At 72.6% G+C, this 18344-nt stretch carries 14 protein-coding genes; 6 read left to right on the forward strand and 8 right to left on the reverse strand.

Annotation, left to right across the window (positions count from 1 at the left end; translation table 11 throughout):
• Nucleotides 1-48 precede the first annotated feature (48 nt).
• A complete protein-coding gene (locus tag STRCI_RS33960; RefSeq protein ID WP_269662792.1) occupies nucleotides 49-1272 on the forward strand; it encodes a GNAT family N-acetyltransferase in 1224 nt (407 codons plus the stop codon).
• Here STRCI_RS33960 and STRCI_RS33965 read toward each other — a convergent pair.
• A complete protein-coding gene (locus STRCI_RS33965; RefSeq protein WP_269662793.1) occupies nucleotides 1261-3513 on the reverse strand; it encodes a hypothetical protein in 2253 nt (750 codons plus the stop codon). The two genes, STRCI_RS33960 and STRCI_RS33965, sit on opposite strands and share 12 nt — an antisense overlap.
• Before the next feature lie 85 nt (nucleotides 3514-3598).
• On the opposite strand from STRCI_RS33965, the gene STRCI_RS33970 reads away from it, so the two are divergent.
• The 3 genes from STRCI_RS33970 to STRCI_RS33980 all read left to right on the forward strand — a co-directional run bounded on the left by STRCI_RS33970 (nucleotide 3599) and on the right by STRCI_RS33980 (nucleotide 7749).
• Nucleotides 3599-4423: a PIG-L family deacetylase gene (locus STRCI_RS33970; protein WP_269662794.1), complete on the forward strand. Its 825-nt coding sequence runs from the start codon at nucleotides 3599-3601 to the stop codon at nucleotides 4421-4423.
• A gap of 46 nt (nucleotides 4424-4469) precedes the next feature.
• On the forward strand, nucleotides 4470-5606 hold the full coding sequence (locus STRCI_RS33975) for a glycosyltransferase family 4 protein (RefSeq protein ID WP_269664723.1): 1137 nt from the start codon (nucleotides 4470-4472) through the stop codon (nucleotides 5604-5606).
• A 91-nt stretch (nucleotides 5607-5697) separates the two neighbouring features.
• Nucleotides 5698-7749 (forward strand): phosphocholine-specific phospholipase C, encoded by a 2052-nt coding sequence (locus STRCI_RS33980; protein ID WP_269662795.1) that lies wholly within the window; start codon nucleotides 5698-5700, stop codon nucleotides 7747-7749.
• 20 nt (nucleotides 7750-7769) lie between these two features.
• On the opposite strand, the gene STRCI_RS33985 is transcribed toward STRCI_RS33980, so the two are convergent.
• Together STRCI_RS33985 and STRCI_RS33990 are read right to left on the reverse strand one after the other, a co-directional pair.
• Entirely contained in the window at nucleotides 7770-8714 is a 945-nt protein-coding gene (locus STRCI_RS33985) for a DMT family protein (protein ID WP_269662796.1), read from the reverse strand.
• Nucleotides 8711-9520, reverse strand: coding sequence for a phosphatase PAP2 family protein (locus STRCI_RS33990; RefSeq protein ID WP_269662797.1), 810 nt, complete (start codon nucleotides 9518-9520; stop codon nucleotides 8711-8713). Before STRCI_RS33990 ends, STRCI_RS33985 begins: the two co-directional genes overlap by 4 nt.
• A 221-nt stretch (nucleotides 9521-9741) precedes the next feature.
• On the opposite strand from STRCI_RS33990, the gene STRCI_RS33995 reads away from it, so the two are divergent.
• Nucleotides 9742-10356, forward strand: a complete 615-nt coding sequence (locus tag STRCI_RS33995) for a TetR/AcrR family transcriptional regulator (RefSeq protein ID WP_269662798.1) — start codon at nucleotides 9742-9744, stop codon at nucleotides 10354-10356.
• A gap of 179 nt (nucleotides 10357-10535) precedes the next feature.
• Here the strand turns inward: STRCI_RS33995 and STRCI_RS34000 are convergent, their stop codons facing one another.
• The gene (locus STRCI_RS34000) at nucleotides 10536-11633 is read right to left on the reverse strand and encodes a DUF2510 domain-containing protein (RefSeq protein ID WP_269662799.1); all 1098 of its coding nucleotides are present in this window, start codon (nucleotides 11631-11633) and stop codon (nucleotides 10536-10538) included.
• A gap of 195 nt (nucleotides 11634-11828) precedes the next feature.
• Here STRCI_RS34000 and STRCI_RS34005 point away from each other — a divergent pair, with 195 nt between their 5' ends.
• A complete protein-coding gene (locus tag STRCI_RS34005; RefSeq protein ID WP_269662800.1) occupies nucleotides 11829-14516 on the forward strand; it encodes an ATP-binding protein in 2688 nt (895 codons plus the stop codon).
• A gap of 13 nt (nucleotides 14517-14529) precedes the next feature.
• Here the strand turns inward: STRCI_RS34005 and pcaDC are convergent, their stop codons facing one another.
• Genes pcaDC through pcaH form a run of 4 tightly spaced genes read right to left on the reverse strand, consistent with a single transcriptional unit; the run spans nucleotide 14530 to nucleotide 18339 of the window.
• Nucleotides 14530-15648, reverse strand: coding sequence for a bifunctional 3-oxoadipate enol-lactonase/4-carboxymuconolactone decarboxylase PcaDC (pcaDC, locus tag STRCI_RS34010; RefSeq protein ID WP_269662801.1), 1119 nt, complete (start codon nucleotides 15646-15648; stop codon nucleotides 14530-14532).
• Complete coding sequence (gene pcaB / locus STRCI_RS34015) at nucleotides 15645-16958, reverse strand: 3-carboxy-cis,cis-muconate cycloisomerase (protein ID WP_269662802.1); 1314 nt, start codon at nucleotides 16956-16958, stop codon at nucleotides 15645-15647. Before pcaB ends, pcaDC begins: the two co-directional genes overlap by 4 nt.
• The gene (gene pcaG, locus STRCI_RS34020; protein WP_269662803.1) at nucleotides 16955-17560 is read right to left on the reverse strand and encodes a protocatechuate 3,4-dioxygenase subunit alpha; all 606 of its coding nucleotides are present in this window, start codon (nucleotides 17558-17560) and stop codon (nucleotides 16955-16957) included. The genes pcaB and pcaG overlap by 4 nt, the downstream gene beginning before the upstream one ends.
• A gap of 5 nt (nucleotides 17561-17565) precedes the next feature.
• Nucleotides 17566-18339 (reverse strand): protocatechuate 3,4-dioxygenase subunit beta, encoded by a 774-nt coding sequence (gene pcaH / locus STRCI_RS34025; RefSeq protein ID WP_269662804.1) that lies wholly within the window; start codon nucleotides 18337-18339, stop codon nucleotides 17566-17568.
• Between the last annotated feature and the right edge of the window lie 5 nt (nucleotides 18340-18344).

The following is an 18344-nucleotide window of genomic DNA, read 5'->3' on the forward strand; positions in this document are numbered from 1 at the left end:
CCCGAGTCGGCGCGTTTCCCGCCATGAGGCGTGGACGAGAAATGCGGCATGCGACTCACCGCAGTGACACCGGACACCTTCGCCGAGTACGTGACCATGCTGGAGACCGCGGCGGGGCGGCACATCAGCGCGGAAGCCCTTGACGACGCACGGGAGTTGTACGTCCTGGACCGGACGACAGCCATCGTCGAGGACGGAGAGATGGTCGCCGGAACCGCGGCCGACCACCTTGAACTCACCGTCCCCGGAGGGCGCGTCGTCCCCGGCGCCCGCACCATGCTCACCGCCGTGCTGCCGACGAGCCGTCGACGCGGATACATGCGGGCGCTCATGGAATGGCACATGCGCGACGCGCTCGACCACGACGAGTCCGTCCTCGTCGGCACCACACCCGTGCCCGCGATCGTCGGCCGCTTCGACTACCTGGCCACCTCCCGGGCCCTATCCCTCGAAGTGCGGCGCAGGCCCGGCCTCTTGTCGCCGGGCGCCTGCGAGGGGGGCGGCCTGCGGATGCTGCCCGCCGCCACCCGTCGCGAGGTTCTCCCCGCCACCTTCGAGCGCCACCGGCGCCTGCGAACCGGGCAGATCTCCCGGCGCCCCGAGTTCTGGCGGATGTGGTTCCGGGACCGGCCGCTGTACCGTACCGCCCCCACCGAGCGGTTCGCCGTGGCCTACGACGACCCAGGCGGTGTCACCCAGGGGTACTTGACCTACCGGCTCACCCACGGCGAGCTGCGCGCACAGCCGGTGAGCCGTCTGGTCGTCGAGGACCTGATCACGGTCACCGATGACGCACGCCGCGCCCTGTGGACGTACTGCTTGGACTTCGACCAGGCCGATACCGTCGTGGCCGACCATCTCCCGGTGGACGAACTCCTCCCCTGGCTGCTGTCCGACCGCAGTGCCGTCAAGGTGACCGGCGTGCGGGACTTCATGGTGCTGCGGCTTCTCGACGTGCCCGCGGCGCTGTCCGAACGGCGGTACGCGGTGCACGGATCGCTCGTGCTGGAGGTCGACGATCCGACGCTGACGGCCAACACCGGACGGTTCCGGCTCGACGGTGGCCCGGACCATGCGGCGGTGACCCCCGTGAATGCTGCACCGGACCTCTCGCTGCGTGTGGGCACGCTCGGCGCCGCCTATCTCGGCGACTTCTCCTTCACGACCCTCGCACGCGCCCGTTTGGTGGAGGCCCGCACCGGGGGTGCGGTCGCGCTCGCCGACCGGATGTTCGCCGCGCGGCCCGCGCCCTGGACGGTGTCAGACTGGTGAGCTTTGGCCGCGCTCCGGACCGGGCCTGCGCAGCAGCCGGGTGAGCGTCACGTTGGCGGCGATCCAGCGCCGCAGCGCATCGGCGGGCCCGGCCAGCAACCGCCAGCGCGACAGCAGGCTGAGCACCATGTAGAGCAGCACGAGATACGCGGAGGAGATCAGTGCGGTGTTCGTGATCATCTCCCAGGGTCTGCCGATTTCCAGCAGGGCCAGCACATAGCCGAACGGCACGGTGATCAGCAGGGCTCCCAGCGCGGTCGCCGTGAACCGGCCCACCCGGGCGGCCCTGTGCTCGGCCCGCCCGCGCTGCGTCTCCTCGCGCAAGGTGCGGTTCTCGGCGGAGAGGTGATCCAGCAGCGCGCGGGCCGCGCCGGAGGTCTCGGGCTCCCGCATGTGCTGCGCGGGCCACTCCAGATCGGTCAGCCGTTGCAGCCCGATCGGGAACCGGCGTTCGGCGACGACGAGGGCGTGCGTCAGCCGGCTCAGCCAGGCCACGCCTCGGCGGTTGCGCTCGTAGCGGTGCTGGGAGCGGTGCAGCGCGGCCACCGCCACGGCCAGGTCCTCGGAGAGACGGTCGGCCAGGGTGCTCGCGTCGGGCGGCAGCCGGTCGAGAAGGACGACCAGACCGCGGACCAGATCCGCGGTCGCCTCGACGGACAGCCAGCCGTACGCCGCGTCCTTCGGCGGGTGGGCCTCCAGCAGGTCGCAGACGAGGGTGCTGAGTTCCTCGGCGTCCGTGGGCTCCCCGGGACCCAGCAGACCGGACTGGTCCAGCAGCGCCAGCGAGTCCAGGATCCGCACGACCGGCGCGAGGGAGGCCAGCGCGGGAGCGTGGGAGGTGAGCCCCTCGCGGGCGGCGGTCAGGAACCCGGAGTCGGGGCGCCGATCGGCCAGCGCCAGGACCGCCCTGATCTGGAGAGCCACCTCGAACCGGGTCCCACGAGGGTCCTCGGCCATCCAGTCGACGTCGGCGCGGTCGAGCCATCCGTCGGCGAGCAGGAAGAGAGATGCCGCGAGGGCGATGCTGGAGGACAGGTCCTCCCGGTGTTCCGGGATTCGCAGCCGCTCCCGCAACGGTGCGCGCAGCGCGGCGAGTTCGGGCAGCGTGACCGCCCCGGCGCGAAGGTTGCCGGGGTCCTCGGCGAGAAGGGCCAGCGCCGAGACGATATTGCGCAGTTCGAAGGCGTACTGGATCGTCTCCCAGCCCTGGGTCGCGCGCAGTTCGGCGTACAGGCGGGAGGCCAGCGAGCGCTCGATGTGGTTGCCGACCTGCACGCTGATTCGGGCGGCCACCGGTGAGGCCGCGTTGTCCGTGGTCACCAGCGCGCCGCCGCGGCCCAGGAAGGAGATGACCTCCGGGCGCCGTTGCACGGCGTCGTAGTCGACGGGCGGCGTGGCGAGCATCTCCACGTTGTCCAGCAGCCAGCGGTCCACCCGGTCCAGCGGCGCGTCGTGCGGCGGCAGGGGACGGACGGAGGCCTTGCCATCCATGCCGAGCCAGCGCCGTACCAGCGCGGTGCGCTTGTTGCCGCTGCTCCAGACCAGACGGCTCGGCCGGCCGAGGGCGGCGAACCGCAGCGCGTTGGCGAGCAGTTCGTCCGAGCGCTGCCAGTCCAAGGGCGGGGTCGCCACGACCACACGCTCCGCCAGGTGGTCGTAGCTTCGGGCGACCAGCACGTCGGATCCGTGCGTGAGGACCGGTTTGAGGCTCTCGGGCAGCCCCGTCGAGGACATCGCCTTGTAGTAGAACGACGGCGGCCCGGCGGGCGGGCCGCCGTCGTGCAGGGTGGGCATCGGCACCGCGAGCGGGTAGTGCAGCAGGAGATCCTCGGGGTCGTAGGCCGTGGCGGGCTCGGGGCCGCGTGGTGAGACGCGGTCCGTCAGGACGGGACACAGCCGGTGGGGCAGCACCGGCTCCAGGGTGTCGAAGAGCTGATGCAGGATCACCACCCCGCCGCCCGCGGCCAGATAGTCCTCCAGCGCGGGGCCGCGGCGTTCCAGGGCGCGGTTGACCTGGCTGCTCAGCAGGGAGTTGGAGGCGAAGACGAGGCACGCGTACTCGTCCGGATGGACGTGGTCCAGCAGGTGTTCCACGGCCTCGTCGGTGAACGTGTGCACCGCGAGGTCGACGCCGTCTCGCGACAGCGCGACGGTGCACCGTTCGAAACATCCGGTGATGTCGGCGTACGACTGCCGGGCAACCTCGGTACCGTCCTGGATGATCGCGATCTTTGGCACCACACCGCCAGCTTGTGTCGACCGGGTAGGACCGGGGGTATCGTGCCCATGATGGTGGCACGAGACGCCGACGCCCGAGGAGCACGCCGTGCAGTCCTCCCACGATCGCCCAGTGGTGCTGCTGTCCCCCCATCTCGATGACGCGGTGTTCGGTCTGTGGCATGTGCTGGACGGTCCCGGGAGCGCGGAGGTCGTCACTGTCTTCGCCGGGATCCCCGACCCGGGCCGGGTCACCCCGCTGGACGCGTCGCATGGCGCCGAGGAGTCGGCCGCCTGGATGCGCCGACGCCGCCGCGAGGACCGCGAGGCCCTGGCCGTCGCCGGGCGGGATCCGCGCCATCTCGACCTACTGGACATCCAGTACGTCGCCGACCGCGACCCGGAGCTGGCCCAGGCCGTCGCCGAGGATCCGGACTCCTTCGTGCGCATCGTGCGCGACCGGATCGACCTGAGGGACCGAGTGTCGCAGATCGCGGAGGCACTGCCGCCGGACGCGCTGCGGGACCGGCTCGTCCATGCGCCGGTCGGCTTCGGCGGCCACCCGGACCACCGTGCCGTGGCGTTGTACGCGGTCGAGTTGGCGAAGGCGGGGGCGGAGGTGAGGCTGTGGGGCGACAGCCCGTATGTCGTCCGCCACGGGCTGCCCACCTGGCTGGGCGGCGTGCACAATCCGCCGGCCGACGAGATCGTCGCCGAGGGGCTCGCCGCCACCGTGGGCGACCGGTACCGGCTGACGGTCGACACGGTTCGGCTGACCGGGGCGGCGCTGGAGCGCAAACTGCGGGCGACGCGTTGCTATCGCACCGAGTACCCCTCGATCCAGGCCGACTTCGGGGCGGCCATGGAGCCGGACATGCTGGCGTACGAACTGGTCTGGTCGCTCCGGGCCGACGACCAGCCGGGCCGCCGGTAACGTGCCGGGGTCGGATCGTGAGGGGGCCACCAGACCGGTCGTGATCATGGTGCACGACTATCCGCCACTGTCCGGCGGTGGTCTGGCGCTGGCCGCACTCGATCTGGCGGCGCTCCTGGCGGACCGCTACGAGTTCCGGATCGTCTCCGCACGCTCCCGCGACCACTTCGCGGACGACCGGGGACGGCTGCGCGCCGCTTCGACCTGGCTGTGCGCGTCGCCGTGGCGGCTGCTGCGCTGGGCGCCGGACGCCGATCTCGTCGTCGTCCACTGGACCTTCTCGTTCCGCTGGCTGTCCACCCTGGCCGCGGCCGTCGTCCCGCTCACCGGATGCCCCACGGTCCTGATCATCCACACCGCCCCCGAGCATGCCCGCCACAACCGTCTGCGCGTGCTGCCGGACTGGGTACGTCGCCTTCTGCTGGGCCTGGCCGCTCGGTTGACGCGCCGTCACAGCTGTGTGGCGGCCCTGAGCCACGCGCACGCCCTCGAACTGCGGGACGCGGGCATACGACCGACGCATGTCCTGCCCCTTCCGGTGCGACCGGCCGACGGTCCGGGCGTCCACCGGGCGAGGGGTCCGGTCGGAGTCGTCGGCTTCGCGGGTGAGTTGTCGGTGCTGAAGGGGGCGGATCTGCTGCCCGGGCTGATGGCGGCACTGACGCCTCGCTGGCGGATGCGGATCGCCGGGGCAGGTCCGCTGTCGGGAGCCGTGCTGAAGGCCGTGGACGCGCTGCCGTCCGCGCGGCGCCAACGCGTGTGCCTGTTGGGCGCGGTGGCCCCTGAACACATGCCGTCGTTCTACCGGTCCGTCGACTTCCTGCTCGTTGTCTCGCGGACCGAGTCGCAGTGCCGGGTCGCTCTGGAGGCCATGCTGGCGGGCGTTGTCGTGCTCGCCGGACGGGCGGGCGGCCTCACCGACATCGTCGTGGACGGGAAGACGGGGTTCCTGGTCGATCCGGCACGGCCGGCGGAACTGCGCGCGCTGCTGGACCGGCTGTCGGCCGACCGGGCGGTGCTGGACCGGGTCCGGCGCACGGCTCGGGCCTCGGCGCTGGCCGCGTTCGAGGCCAGCCGCGCCGATTGGAGCCGCCTGCTGATGGAGCTGGTCCCGTCCGGCGCGGGCCGGGAGAACCTTCCGTACCGTCGACTTTCACACAAGCGCCACCAGACCCTTCCCTGACGTTTGGTGCTCTTGGAACACTCCTTCCGCGCGCAATCCGTCAAGCGGCTCCGTCCGGTCGAACACCCTCAAGGGGAGAGGTCCCTCACTCATGCCCGATGTCAACCGGCGTAGATTCCTCCAAGTCGCGGGCGCCACCTCGGCGTTCACCGCGCTTTCCAGCAGCATCCAGCGTGCCGCCGCCATCCCGGCGAACCACCGCACCGGTTCGATCCGGGACGTCGAGCACATCGTCGTCCTGATGCAGGAGAACCGTTCGTTCGACCACTACTTCGGCAAGCTGAGAGGCGTCCGCGGCTTTGGTGACCCGCACCCGGTGCGGCTGGACAGCGGCAAGTCGGTCTGGCACCAGTCCGACGGCACCAAGGACCTGCTGCCCTTCCACCCCACCGCCGACGACCTCGGCATGCAGTTCCTGGAGGGGCTGCCGCACGGCTGGACCGACGGCCAGCAGGCGTACAACGGCGGCAAGTACGACAAGTGGGTCCCGGCGAAGGGCACCACGACGATGGCGTACCTGACCCGCGAGGACATCCCGTTCCACTACGCCCTCGCCGACGCCTTCACCGTCTGCGACGCCTACCACTGCTCGTTCATCGGCTCCACCGACCCCAACCGCTACTACATGTGGTCGGGTTACACCGGGAACGACGGCCAGGGTGGCGGGCCCGTGCTCGGCAACGACGAGCTGGGGTACGGGTGGACCACCTATCCGGAGCGACTCGAAGAGGCCGGGGTCTCTTGGAAGATCTATCAGGACATCGGCGACGGCCTTGACGCCGCCGGCTCCTGGGGCTGGATCGCCGACGCCTACCGCGGCAACTACGGCGACAACTCCCTGCTGTACTTCAACAAGTACCGCAACGCCCAGCCCGGCGAGCCCTGGTACGACAAGGCCCGCACCGGCACCGACGTCAAGAACGGCGACGGCTACTTCGACCGGCTCCGGGCCGACGTCAAGGCCGGGACGCTGCCGCAGATCTCCTGGATAGCCTCCCCCGAGGCCTTCTCCGAGCACTCCAACTGGCCCTCCAACTACGGTGCCTGGTACATCGCCCAGGTCCTGGACGCGCTCACCTCCAACCCGGAGGTCTGGTCGAAGACGGCCCTGTTCATCACGTACGACGAGAACGACGGCTTCTTCGACCACCTGGTGCCGCCGCTGCCGCCGAAGGACGCCTCCCGGGGCAAGTCCACCGTCGATGTCGCGCTCGACCTCTACCCCGGTGACAGCCGGCGCCCGGCCGGCGCCTACGGCCTCGGCCCGCGCGTGCCGATGCTGGTCGTCTCGCCGTGGAGCAAGGGCGGTTACGTCTGCTCCGAGACCCTCGACCACACGTCGATCCTCCAGTTCATGGAGCGCCGGTTCGGGGTGCGGGAGACCAACATCTCCCCGTGGCGCCGTACCGTCTGCGGCGATCTCACCTCGGCCTTCGACTTCTCCCGCAAGGACAGCCGCCCGGCCGCCCTGCCGGAGACGGACGAGTACGAGCCGCAGGACCGCGAGCGGCACCCCGACTACAGGCCGACGCCGCCCGCCGACCCGGACATGCCCCGCCAGGAGCGCGGTCTGCGCCCCGCCCGCCCGCTGAAGTACGCCCCGTACGTGGATGGCTCGGTGGACGCGGCGGCCGGTAAGTTCACGCTGGCCTTCGCCTCCGGCGCCCACGCGGGCGCCGCCTTCCTGGTGACCTCCGGCAGCCGCGCCGACGGACCGTGGACGTACACCACCGAGGCCGGCAAGAACATCGCCGACACCTGGAACTCGGCGTACTCGAACGGCTCGTACGACCTCACCGTGCACGGGCCCAACGGCTTCCTGCGCGTCTTCAAGGGCCCGAACAAGGCCGCCGGGCCCGAGGTCACCGCCCGGCACACCGGCGACGACGTGCGGCTCACCTTCACCAACAAGGGGGAGGCGAGCGTCCGGCTGAAGGTCAGCAATGGGTACGGCGGTCGGGCTCGGACCTTCACCGTGCGGCCCGGCGCCACCGTCCGGCACACCGTCGGCCTCGCGGCGAGCCGCCGCTGGTACGACCTGACCGTCACCTCCGACGCCGACCCGGCCTTCCTGCGCAGGTTCGCCGGACACGTCGAGAACGGTCGTCCCGGGGTCAGCGACCCGGCGATCGTCGTCGGCTAGGACCGATTACGACGCGCGGCTCACAGCGGCGTGAGATGCCCCGGCTCCGGCTGCCGGGGCATCGGCGTCGCCGCCAGCGCCGGTTCCGGCGTGGCCGTCCCCGGCTCCAGGGCCAGCACGGCGGCCACCGGGTGGTCGTCGTCCGTGGCGGGTGTCGCCCGGGTCAGCAGGACCACACCCCGGGCCGCGACTCCCGCGCCCGCCACTGCCAGCAGCACTCCGGCCGCGCCGCCCTGAAGGCGTTCGCCCAGCAGGGCGAGGCCGATCAGCGCGGCGGCCACCGGGTTGGACAGGGTGACCAGGGCGAGCGGGGCGTCCAGGCCGTCCTGGTAGGCCGACTGCGACAGCAGCAGTCCGCCCGCCGCGAAGGCCGCGACGACCAGGGCCACCCCGATCACCTGCACGCTCAGCAGCGATCCCGATCGGTCCGTCGCGGCCACCGTCACGGTCTGGGTGAGCGCCGAGGCCACTCCGGAGGCGACCCCGGACGCGGTCGCGTGCCGCAGGCCCCGCCGCCTGCCCGGCCGCCCGAGCACGGCGATCAGTACCGAGGTGACCCCGGCGACCGCCACCGCCTCGGACACGCTCAGCACATCGTCGGGGGCGTGCCCGGACGCCGTGACGAGGATCGCCGCGAGGCCGAGGAGGGTGAGGGCGGTGCCTCGCCACTCGACGGTGCTGACCCGGCGCCCCGCGACCCGCGCGCCCAGCGGCACGGCGGCGACCAGCGTGAGCGCCCCGAGCGGCTGGACGACGGTGAGCGGCCCGTACTTCAGGGCCACGACGTGCAGCAGCGCGCCAGTGGCGTTGAGCCCGACGGTCGACCACCAGGCCGGCGAGCCCAGCAGTCGCAGCACACCGTTCCCGGGGGTCCGGGAGGCGAGCCGCTCCTGGGCGACGGCGGCGGCCGCGTAGGCGACGGCGGAGAACAGGGACAGCACTACGGCAAGCAGCGTGGCGTTCATCGGCCCGCTCCCACGAGAGTCGGTTCGTCAACGGGTACTTCGGCCGGTACGAGGTGTTCGGTGCCGCGGCCTGCCGTGGTCCGGGTGCGGTGCGGCAGGTGGATCACGGCGAGCGCGAGGGCGAGCAGTACGCCCGCCACGATCGCGTCGAGCCAGTAGTGGTTGGCCGTCCCCACGATCACCAGCAGGGTCAGCAGGGGGTGGAGCAGCCACAGCCAGCGCCGGCGGGAGCGGGTGGCGACGATCAGGCCGATCGCCACCATCAGGGCCCAGCCGAAGTGCAGCGAGGGCATCGCCGCGAACTGGTTGGACAGGTGGTCGCTGGAGGGCGGTCCGTACACGGAGGGTCCGTAGACCCGCGCGGTGTCCACCAGGCCGGTCGCGGCGAGCATCCGGGGCGGGGCCAGCGGGAAGAGCAGGTGGCCGACGAGGGCGACCGCGGTGACGGTGGCCAGTACCCGGCGGGCCCACACGTAGTGCGCGGGGCGCCGCAGGTAGAGCCAGACCAGGAAGGCCACGGTGGCCGGGAAGTGGACGGTCGCGTAGTAGGTGTTCGCGACCTGGACCAGGGTGTCGCCGTGCAGCAGCACCGACTGCACCGAGCCCTCGCCGGGCAGCTGGACGGCTCGTTCCAGGTCCCACACGCGGTCCGCGTTGCGGAACGCCTCACCGGTGTGGCCGGTGGCCAGCTGCCGGCCGAACTTGTAGACGAGGAAGAGCCCTGCGACGAGCAGGAGCTCTCGGACGAGCGGCGGACGCGCTACGGCGTCCGACTCGGCTGGTGCAGGCTCGGTGCGGGCATTCATCCCCCGGCCCTTTCGCTGACGGTGGTGCGTGGGTGGTGCGGGCGGCGGCCCGTAGAGCTGGTGACTCCGCGAGCGTGCCCAACTCATCGATACGGGCGAGTACCGAAACGCCACTGTACCGATACGGCAGTGTACCGATACGGCCGGGTACCGGTACACTGGCGTATCGATTGATATAGGCCACACTGGAAGCCCCGAGCCCGAGCCGAGGAGAAGTGCCGATGACGTCGCAGGCCGCGGACGGACCGGAGACGGTCGCCGCCTCGCGCCGCTCCAAGATCACGCCCGAGCGTGAGCAGGAGTTCTTCGACGCCGTCCTCGACCAGATCCGTGAGTGCGGGTACGACGCCGTGACCATGGAGGGCATCGCCGCGAGCACGCGGTGCAGCAAGTCCACGCTCTACCGGCAGTGGAAGACCAAGCCCCAGTTCGTCGCGGCGGCCCTGCGGGCCAGCAGGTGTCCGCGCTTCGGCGGGATCGACACCGGGACGCTCGCGGGGGACCTGCGCGCCGCGGGCCGTGCGGCGGGCGACCTGTCCGGCGACACCACGATTCTGCTCCAGGCCTTCGGGCACGCGGTCACCCAGGACCCGGAACTCCAGCGGGCGCTGCGCGAGGCGCTCGTCGAGCCCGAGCTGGCCGCGCTCCGGAAGATCATCGAGCGCGGGGTCGAGCGCGGAGAGGTCGCCGCCGACCATCCCGCGCTGCCGTACGTCGCCGCGCAGATCTTCGGCGTGCTGCGGGCCCGGCCGGTCCTGGAGGGCGAGTTCGCCGACCCGGACTATCTGCTCCGGTTCGTGGAGGCCGCCGTACTGCCCGCGCTGGGGCTGAAATGAAGCCGGGGCTGAGATGAAGCCGGGCCTGAGATGAAGCTCAGGCCGCCGTCCACGGGATGACCGGACGGTGGTCTGCACGCGCCGCACCGTGGGGACGGGGGCGGCGCGCACCCCCCGGCCGGGTGGGGTCCCTCTTGAGCGGAGAGGTGCCCCACCCGGCCGTATGGTTCCCGGGGGTCTCAGACGTCCTGGCCGTTGCCGCCGCCGGACGCGACCTTGATGCCCTTGGTGATCTCGTCGATGACGGACTGCTTCTCGCCGACGTCGATGCCGAAGCGGACCACCACGATCTGCCCGGAATCCGCGGGCGAGGGGAAGGCGAGGGACTCGACATAGCCGTCGGCGCCCTTGGCGGTGACCGCCTTCCAGCGCACCAGATAGCCCTTCTGCCCGGCCACGGTCACGGCCTTGGAGGCGAGTACGTCGTGCGAGGTGATCCCGCCGTAGCCCTCGCCGTAGGACTGCTCGGCATTCTTCTCGATGTCCGCCTTCGCCACCTCCTCGGCGCTCGTGCCGGTGGTGCCGAGCAGGCTCGCCGGAGCCGAGTAGGCGCCGCCCTTGGTGCAGGTCGAGGAGGTGTCGCCGGGGCACTTGTACGACTCGTCCGACGTCACCGACGCGCCCGCGGTGATCTCCTGGCCGTACCAGCCGTCCGGCACCGGCAGGCTGATCCCGCTGATCGCGTCCGTCACCGAACCGCTCTCGATCCGCGGCGCCTCGGACCCCTCCGGACTGGGGGACTGACCCTCGGAACCGCCGGAGCCACCGCCATCGGAACCCCCGGAGCCACCGTCGCCGAAGGGGCCGCCCTGGCCGCCTCCCGGACCACCCTGTCCGCCCTGTCCGCCCTGTCCCGGCTGTGAGTTGGCGGAGCCGCCGTCCGACCCCCCGCTGTCGGCGAGGACGTACACGCCCACACCGATGCTCGCGAGGACCGCGGCGGCCACCGCCACGGCTATGCCCGTCCGCAGCCCGCGCCGCTGACCGCCGGACGGCGGCGGATACCCCGGATACCCGGGATGGACCGGATACCCCGGCTGGACCGGATATCCCGGCTGGGTGGGAAATTCCGCTTGGGCCGGATATGCCGGTTGAGCCGGATGTGCCGGTGGAGTCCCGGCGGCCGGCGAAGGCGCCGGCGGACCCCATGCGGCGGCCGATCCCACGGGGCGGGTCCGGTCCGTCCATGCCTTGCCGTCCCACCAGCGCTCGGTGGCGGGACCGTCACTTGTCTGCCCCGGGTCGGGATACCACCCGGGAGGAGTCACCTGCGTCATGACCCCACCGTATGAGGCATCGGTGAAAGCCGTATGAGAGGGATCCGGACCGGCCCGCCCGGCCCCCGCTGTCATCTTCCCGAACACTCCGTCACCCGTGACGGCAACAGCTCCCCGGACCGCCCTCCAAGCGTGCGGCCGGAGGACTACGCTCGATGCCTGTACGTCGTTCGGGCGACTTGGGGAGGTAGCGGGATGACGGAGGTACGGCCCACAGGGGCCGCCTCGGCTTCCCTGTGGGAGCGCGAGTCCGAACTCGCCGCCGTCCGAAGGGCGGTGGACACCCTCTGCGCCGACCGGTCCTCCTCGGGAAGCCTGTTGGTCATCCGGGGCGAGGCGGGCCTCGGCAAGACCGCCCTGCTGGGCGAGACCCGCCGGATCGCCGAGGCGCGCGGCTGCCACGTGTGGTCCGCCCGCGGCGCCGAGGCCCTGAAGTCCGTCCCCTTCTACGTGGTACGGCAGTTGCTCCAGCCCGCGCTGGTGTCCCTGCTGCCCGAGGAGGCCCGCGAGTACCTCGGCGACTGGTACGACATCGCGGGCCCCGCCCTCGGCATAGCGGACCCCGGCGAACGCCGCGCCGATCCGCAGGGCGTGTGCGACGGCCTGGTCGCCGCCGTGACACGACTCGCGCGGCGCGACTGGCCGCTGGTGCTGCTCATCGACGACGCCCACTGGGCCGACCAGGAGACCCTGCGCTGGCTCGCCGCCTTCGCCGAGCGCCTCGCCGACCTGTCCGTACTGGTCCTGGTGGCCCGCAGGCCGGGCGACGTGCGCGGCGAGAGCGCCCGCCACCTCGACGCGGTGGCCGCCACGGCGAGCCGCCCCGTCGCCTCGCTGAGCGCGCTGACCCCGGACGCCACCGCGGGCCTCACCCGCGCCACCGTCGGCGGGCACGCCGACGCCGCGTTCTGCCGCGAGGTCTGGGCGGTCACCGCGGGCAACCCCTACGAGACCGTCGAACTGCTCGCCAAGGTGCAGGACAGCGAGATCGATCCGGTCGAGTCCTCCGCGGCCGAACTGCGCGTCCTGAACCGCTCGGCCCGCGGCGGCGGTCTCGTCGCCCGCCTGGAGGGACTCGGCATCGAGGCCACCCGGTTCGCCTGGGCGGCCGCCATCCTCGGCGCCGGGATCACCGTCGACCAGGTCGCCCGGCTTGCCACCATGAGCCAGGACGACGCGGTCCGCTGCGCCGAACTCCTGCGCAACGCCCGTATCCTCACCACGCCCGACCCGGCCGCCGCCCCGGTGGAGGAGGGCGACCTGGAGTTCGTCCACCCGCTGATCGCCAGCGCCGTCTACAACTCCATCCCGCCCGCCCTGTGCACCGCCATGCACGGCATCGCCGCCCGCGTGGTCACCGACTCCGGGCGCGGCCCAGCGGCCGCCTCCCGGCATCTGCTGGAGGTCCACCCGGACGACGACGCCGAACTCGTCAGCCAACTGCGCTCCGCCGCCCGGGAACACCTCGCCGTCGGCGCCCCGGACGCGGCCCGCAGCTGTCTGGAGCGCGCCCTGCGTGAACCGCCCCGGCCGGAGATCCACCCGCACGTCCTGTACGAACTGGGCTGTGCCGCCCTGCTGACCGCACCGGCCACCACCATCGGCCATCTGCGCAGCGCGCTGGCGATGCCCGGACTCGACGGCTCCGAGCGGGTGGACGCCGTGTACCGGCTCTCCCAGGCCCTGCTCCACAACGACCAGTTGGAGGAGGCCGTCCGCACGGTCGAGGCGGAGGCGGCCCGGCACGAGTCCGGGCCCGCCCGACTGCGGTTGCAGGCTGTGCAGTTCATGTGGGAGGGCATCTACGCGGGCGAGGCCACCTCGCCCGAGCGCTCCGAGCGGCTCGCCGAACTCGCCCGGACCTGCACCGGCCGGGACAACTCCGAGCGCGCCCTGCTCATCCTATGCGGCTTCGACGCCATGGCCCGCGGAGAGAACGCCGAGGAGGTCGTCGAGCTGTGCGACCGCGCCCTCGTCAACGGCCGCCTCGCGCCCGGCCTCGGCTGGACCGACCCCGAGTGGGGCATCGAGCTGCTGATGATGCTGGCCAACGCGTACGCCTTCACGGACCGGCTCGACCGCGCCGAGGCCCTCTACACCGAGGCCCTGCGGGGGTACGAGTCAGCGGGCTGGAGCGGCGGCCATCTCGCCCTGGCCCACGCCTATGTGGGCGTCGGACACCGCAGGCGGGGCCGGTTGCGGGAGGCGGAGAAGTCGCTGCGCGAGTCCTTGCGGCTCGCCGAGCGCGTGGGCCGCGGGCTGCCGCTGTACTGGTCCGCCACCTGCAACCTCGTCGACACCCTGCTGGCCCGCGGCCATGTCGAGGACGCCTGGGAGGTGGCCGAGCAGTACGGCTTCGCCCCGCCGTACCCGTCCACCATCGTGCTGCCCGACCCGCGCTCGGTGCGCGGCCGGCTGCTGCTCGCCGTCGGCCGCACCAAGGACGGCATCAACGAACTGGAGGAGGCCGAGAAGGCGGCCACCGCCCGCGGTCACCACAACCCCATCATGGTCCCCTGGGCCGTCGACCTCGCCCGTGCGCTCGCCACCGAGGATCCGGCGCGGGCCGCCCAACTGGCCACCGACGTCCGCCGGCGCGCCGAACGCTTCGGCACCGACACGGCCATCGGCGAGGCCCTGCGCTGCGCCGCCGCCCTGGAGACCGGCCAGCGCGCGGTGCGGCTCGCCGCGCAGGCGGTCACCTTCCTGGACGCCTCGCCCTGCCAGTACGAACACGCGGCGGCCCGGATCGAGTACGGCATCGCCGCCCGCTCCACCGCCGAACTCGGCCGGGGTCTGACCCTGGCCCGGCAGTGCGGTGCCGACGGCCTGGTGGCGCGGGCGGAGGAGGCGCTGGCCACGGCGGGGGCGGGACGGGAGTGATGGGGGCGGGGGTTCAGCCCTCTTCCTCCGCCAGCACCCGCTGCGCCGTCGCGAAGGCCGAGTTCGCCGCGGGCACCCCGCAGTACACGGCCGTCTGCAACAGCACCGCGCCGATCTCCTCGGGGGTGAGCCCGTTGCGCCGGGCCGCCCGCACATGCATCGCCAGCTCGTCGTAGTGGCCGTGGGCCACCAGCGCGGTCAGGGTGATCATGCTGCGCTCGCGGCGGCTGAGCGTGGGGTCGGTCCAGATCTCGCCCCAGGCATAGCGGGAGATGAAGTCCTGGAAGCGTGCCGTGAAGGGCGTCTGGCGGGCCTGGGCGCGGTCCACATGCGCGTCGCCGAGCACCTCCCGGCGCACCTCCATCCCGCGCGGGGCGGCACCGCCGAAGTGGGCGCGCAGGGCCGTCAGCACCGCCTCCGGGCACTGCGCGGGCGCCAGATGGGAGGCGCCGGGGAGCTCCAGGAGCGCGGCGTTCGGCACCGCGTCCGCGATCTCCCGCAGATGGACCGGCGGGGTCGCCGGATCCTCCCGCCCCGCGATCAGCAGCGTCGGCGCGGAGATCTCGGTCAGCCGGTCGCGCAGATCGAACGCGGCCAGCGCGTCACAGCACGCCGCGTACGCCCCCGGGTCGGCCTCCCGATGGTCCTGGACGAGCCGCGGCACGGTGAACCCGGCCGTGAACCAACGGGAGTTCGCCCCCTCGGCCAGCCCGGCAAGCCCCTCGGCACGCACCAGCGCCGCCCGCTCCTCCCACGGCTTCGCCCCGTTGAAGTGGGCCGAGGAACAGATCACGGCGAGCGAGGCGACCCGGTCCGGGTGGTGCACGGCCAGATGCAGTCCCACGGCACCGCCGAGCGACACCCCGGCGTACGCGAACCGGTCCACGCCGAGCGAGTCGGCGAGCCGCAGCACCAGACCGGCCAGGTCCCCGACGCTCGCCCCGGGCCCGATCAGGTCCGCGGCCGAGCCGCCGTGCCCGGGCAGATCCCAGCGGACCACCCGGTGCCCGATGGAGAGCTCGGGCGCGACCGCGTCCCACAGGGCGTACGACGTGCCCAGCGACGGACCGAGCAGCAGCGGGGGCGCCGAAGCGGGCCCCTCGACACGGTGGTTGAGGAGAAGGCCGGTCAACGTCGCTCCAGAGCACGGTCGGTGAGGGCAGCGGCGCTGCCGGTGTAGCGGGCGGGGTCGGTGAGCTCGACGAGATCCAGGTCCTCCAGCTCGGGCTCATCCGTGAGGAGTTCGGCAAGTGTGCGGCCCTCGGTGCGGGTGCGCCGGGCCAGGTCCGTGAGCAGCGTCTTGGCGCGGGCGCGGCCCAGTACCGGGGCCAGTTCGGCGGCGAGCCGCTCCGAGACGATCAACCCGTGGGTGAGACCGAGGTGGTCGCGCATCGCGTCCGCGTCGACCCGCAGCCCCTCGGTGAGTTCGGCCGCCTCCCGGGCGACACCGCCCACCAGCCGCAGCAGTTCCCGCAGCGGCTCCCACTCGGCGTGCCAGGCACCGGCCGGGCGCTCGTCCTCGGCCACCAGCGACCCGTACAGCGTGGCCGCGAGCTGCGGCGCCCGCCGGGCCGCCGCCGCGATCAGCGTGGACCGTACCGGATTCGCCTTGTGCGGCATGGCGGACGAGCCGCCGCCGCTGCCCTCCGCCAGCTCGCCGATCTCGGTCCGCGACAGCGTCAGCACATCCGCCGCGAGCTTGCCCAGCGCCCCTGCCGTGAACGCCAGACATCCGGCCAGATCGGCGACGGGCGTGCGCAGGGCGTGCCACGGCAGCTGGGGCGCCGCGAGCCCGGCCTCCCGTGCGTAGGCCGCGACCAGTGCGGGCGCGTCCTCGGCGCCGTACGCCGTGAAGGCCGCCAACGTCCCGGCCGCGCCCCCGAGTTGGACCGGCAGCGACTCCCGTACGGCCGTCACCCGGTCCCGTGCGTCCAGGACCAGCGCACGCCAGCCCGCCGCCTTCAGACCGAAGGTCGTCGGTACGGCGTGCTGGGTGAGGGTGCGTCCGGGCAGCGCGGTCTCCCGGTGCTCGGCCGCCAGCCGGGCCAGCGCCGAGGCGGTGCGCGCCAGGTCGGCCAGGAGCGGGGCCAGGGCGCGGTGGGCGACCAGCATCGTGGCGGTGTCCATGATGTCCTGGCTGGTCGCGCCCCGGTGCACGGACGGGCCGTACTCCTCGCCCACCGCCCGCGTCAGATCGGCGACCAGTGGGATGACCGGGTTGCCGCCCGCCCGGGCGCGCCGCGCGATCGACGCAACGTCGTAGCGGCCGACGTCGGCGGCCTCGGTCACCGCCCGGCCCGCCTCGGCCGGGCCCTGGGCGCGGGTCAGCGCGGCCTCGGCGTCCAGCAGGGCCCGGAGGAAGGCGGTGTCGCTGGTCGCGGACGCGGCGGCGCACTCCGCCCACCCGGGACCGAGCAGGCTGTCGACATCGGCAGAACTCACTGGAACTCCAGGAAGACCGTCTCGCCCTCGCCCTGAAGGCGGATGTCGAAACGGTAGGTGTCCGGGCGCTCCTCCGCGGCGATCAGCGTGGCGCGTCGCTCCGGATCCACCCGGGACAGCAGCGGGTCGGCGGCCAGTGCCGTCTCGTCGCCCGGCAGATAGATCCGCGTGTACAGATGCACGAGCAGCCCGCGCGCGAACAGACACACGCTGAGATACGGCGCGCTGTGCCCGCGCGCCCCCGGCCGCAGCGTCCGCGCGGTCCAGTGGCCGTTCGCGTCGGTCTGGACCCGCCCCCAGCCGGTGAACTCCACGCCGTTGCGGCCGAGGAAGCCGCCGGTGGCCGGGTCGCGCCGCATGGATCCGTCGGCCCGCGGCACCCGGCCGTCCGGATCGGCGCCCCACAGTTCCAGGAACGCGTCCGGCAGCGGGTTTCCCTCGCCGTCGTACACGTATCCCTGGAGGGCGATGGTGTCCGGGTGGCCGACCGGGGCGATGTCGCCGCCGCCGGGGAAGGGCAGGGCGTGGCCGTAGAAGGGGCCGACCGTGTGCGAGGGCGTGGGCAGCACGGTCTCGGGGCGCGTGGTGTCGATCTTCGTCATGGCGGTCAGCGCCCTTCCTCGATCCAGGTGGCGTCCGGGCCGTCGAGCACGATGTCCCAGTGGTAGCCCATGGAGAACTCCGGCACCGACAGGCTGTGGTCGTAGGTCGCGATCAGCCGCTGGCGGGCCGCGTCGTCCGTCACCGACTGGATGATCGGGTCGTACGGGAAGAGCGGGTCGCTCGGGAAGTACATCTGCGTCACCAGCCGCTGCGTGAACGCTGTGCCGAACACGGAGAAGTGGATGTGCGCGGGGCGCCAGGCATTGAGGTGCTGGCGCCAGGGGTACGGGCCCGGCTGGACGGTGGTGAAGGAGTAGAAGCCGTTGTCGTCGCTCAGCGTGCGGCCGACGCCGGTGAAGTTGGGGTCCAGCGGGGCGTCGTGCTGCTCGCGCTGATGGGCGTAGCGGCCCGCCGAGTTGGCCTGCCAGATCTCCACGAGCTGACCGCGCACCGGGCGCCCGGAACGGTCCAGCAGCCGCCCGGAGACGGTGATTCGCTCACCGATCGGCTCGCCGTGGTGCTGCCGCGTCAGGTCGTTGTCGATCTCGGTGATGTCCCGCTCCCCGAAGGCGGGGGAGCACAGCTCCACCAGCTCCGGGTCCTTGCTGACGTCGATCGCGACCGGCGGCTGCTTGGGGTGGCGCAGCACGGAGGAACGGTACGGCGCGTAGTCGCGCCGCGGGTGATGCTCGACGGGCGCCCCGTCGGCGACCCGCTTCTCGTACGCGGCGTGCTCGGCCGCGATCTCCTGGTCGATGTCCTGCTGGGTGAGAGTCATGAGGT

Origin of the sequence: Streptomyces cinnabarinus (assembly GCF_027270315.1) — a bacterium.
Classification (GTDB): domain Bacteria; phylum Actinomycetota; class Actinomycetes; order Streptomycetales; family Streptomycetaceae; genus Streptomyces; species Streptomyces cinnabarinus.

Bases quoted from the DNA above. Each gene is read 5' to 3' on its own strand.
- STRCI_RS33960 (WP_269662792.1), top strand. From the start codon at position 49: ATGCGACTCACCGCAGTGACACCGGACACCTTCGCCGAGTACGTGACC.
- STRCI_RS33975 (WP_269664723.1), top strand. From the start codon at position 4,470: ATGGTGCACGACTATCCGCCACTGTCCGGCGGTGGTCTGGCGCTGGCC.
- STRCI_RS33980 (WP_269662795.1), top strand. From the start codon at position 5,698: ATGCCCGATGTCAACCGGCGTAGATTCCTCCAAGTCGCGGGCGCCACC.
- STRCI_RS33985 (WP_269662796.1), bottom strand. From the start codon at position 8,714: ATGAACGCCACGCTGCTTGCCGTAGTGCTGTCCCTGTTCTCCGCCGTC.
- STRCI_RS33990 (WP_269662797.1), bottom strand. From the start codon at position 9,520: ATGAATGCCCGCACCGAGCCTGCACCAGCCGAGTCGGACGCCGTAGCG.
- STRCI_RS33995 (WP_269662798.1), top strand. From the start codon at position 9,742: ATGACGTCGCAGGCCGCGGACGGACCGGAGACGGTCGCCGCCTCGCGC.
- STRCI_RS34000 (WP_269662799.1), bottom strand. From the start codon at position 11,633: ATGACGCAGGTGACTCCTCCCGGGTGGTATCCCGACCCGGGGCAGACA.
- STRCI_RS34005 (WP_269662800.1), top strand. From the start codon at position 11,829: ATGACGGAGGTACGGCCCACAGGGGCCGCCTCGGCTTCCCTGTGGGAG.
- pcaG (WP_269662803.1), bottom strand. From the start codon at position 17,560: ATGACGAAGATCGACACCACGCGCCCCGAGACCGTGCTGCCCACGCCC.
- pcaH (WP_269662804.1), bottom strand. From the start codon at position 18,339: ATGACTCTCACCCAGCAGGACATCGACCAGGAGATCGCGGCCGAGCAC.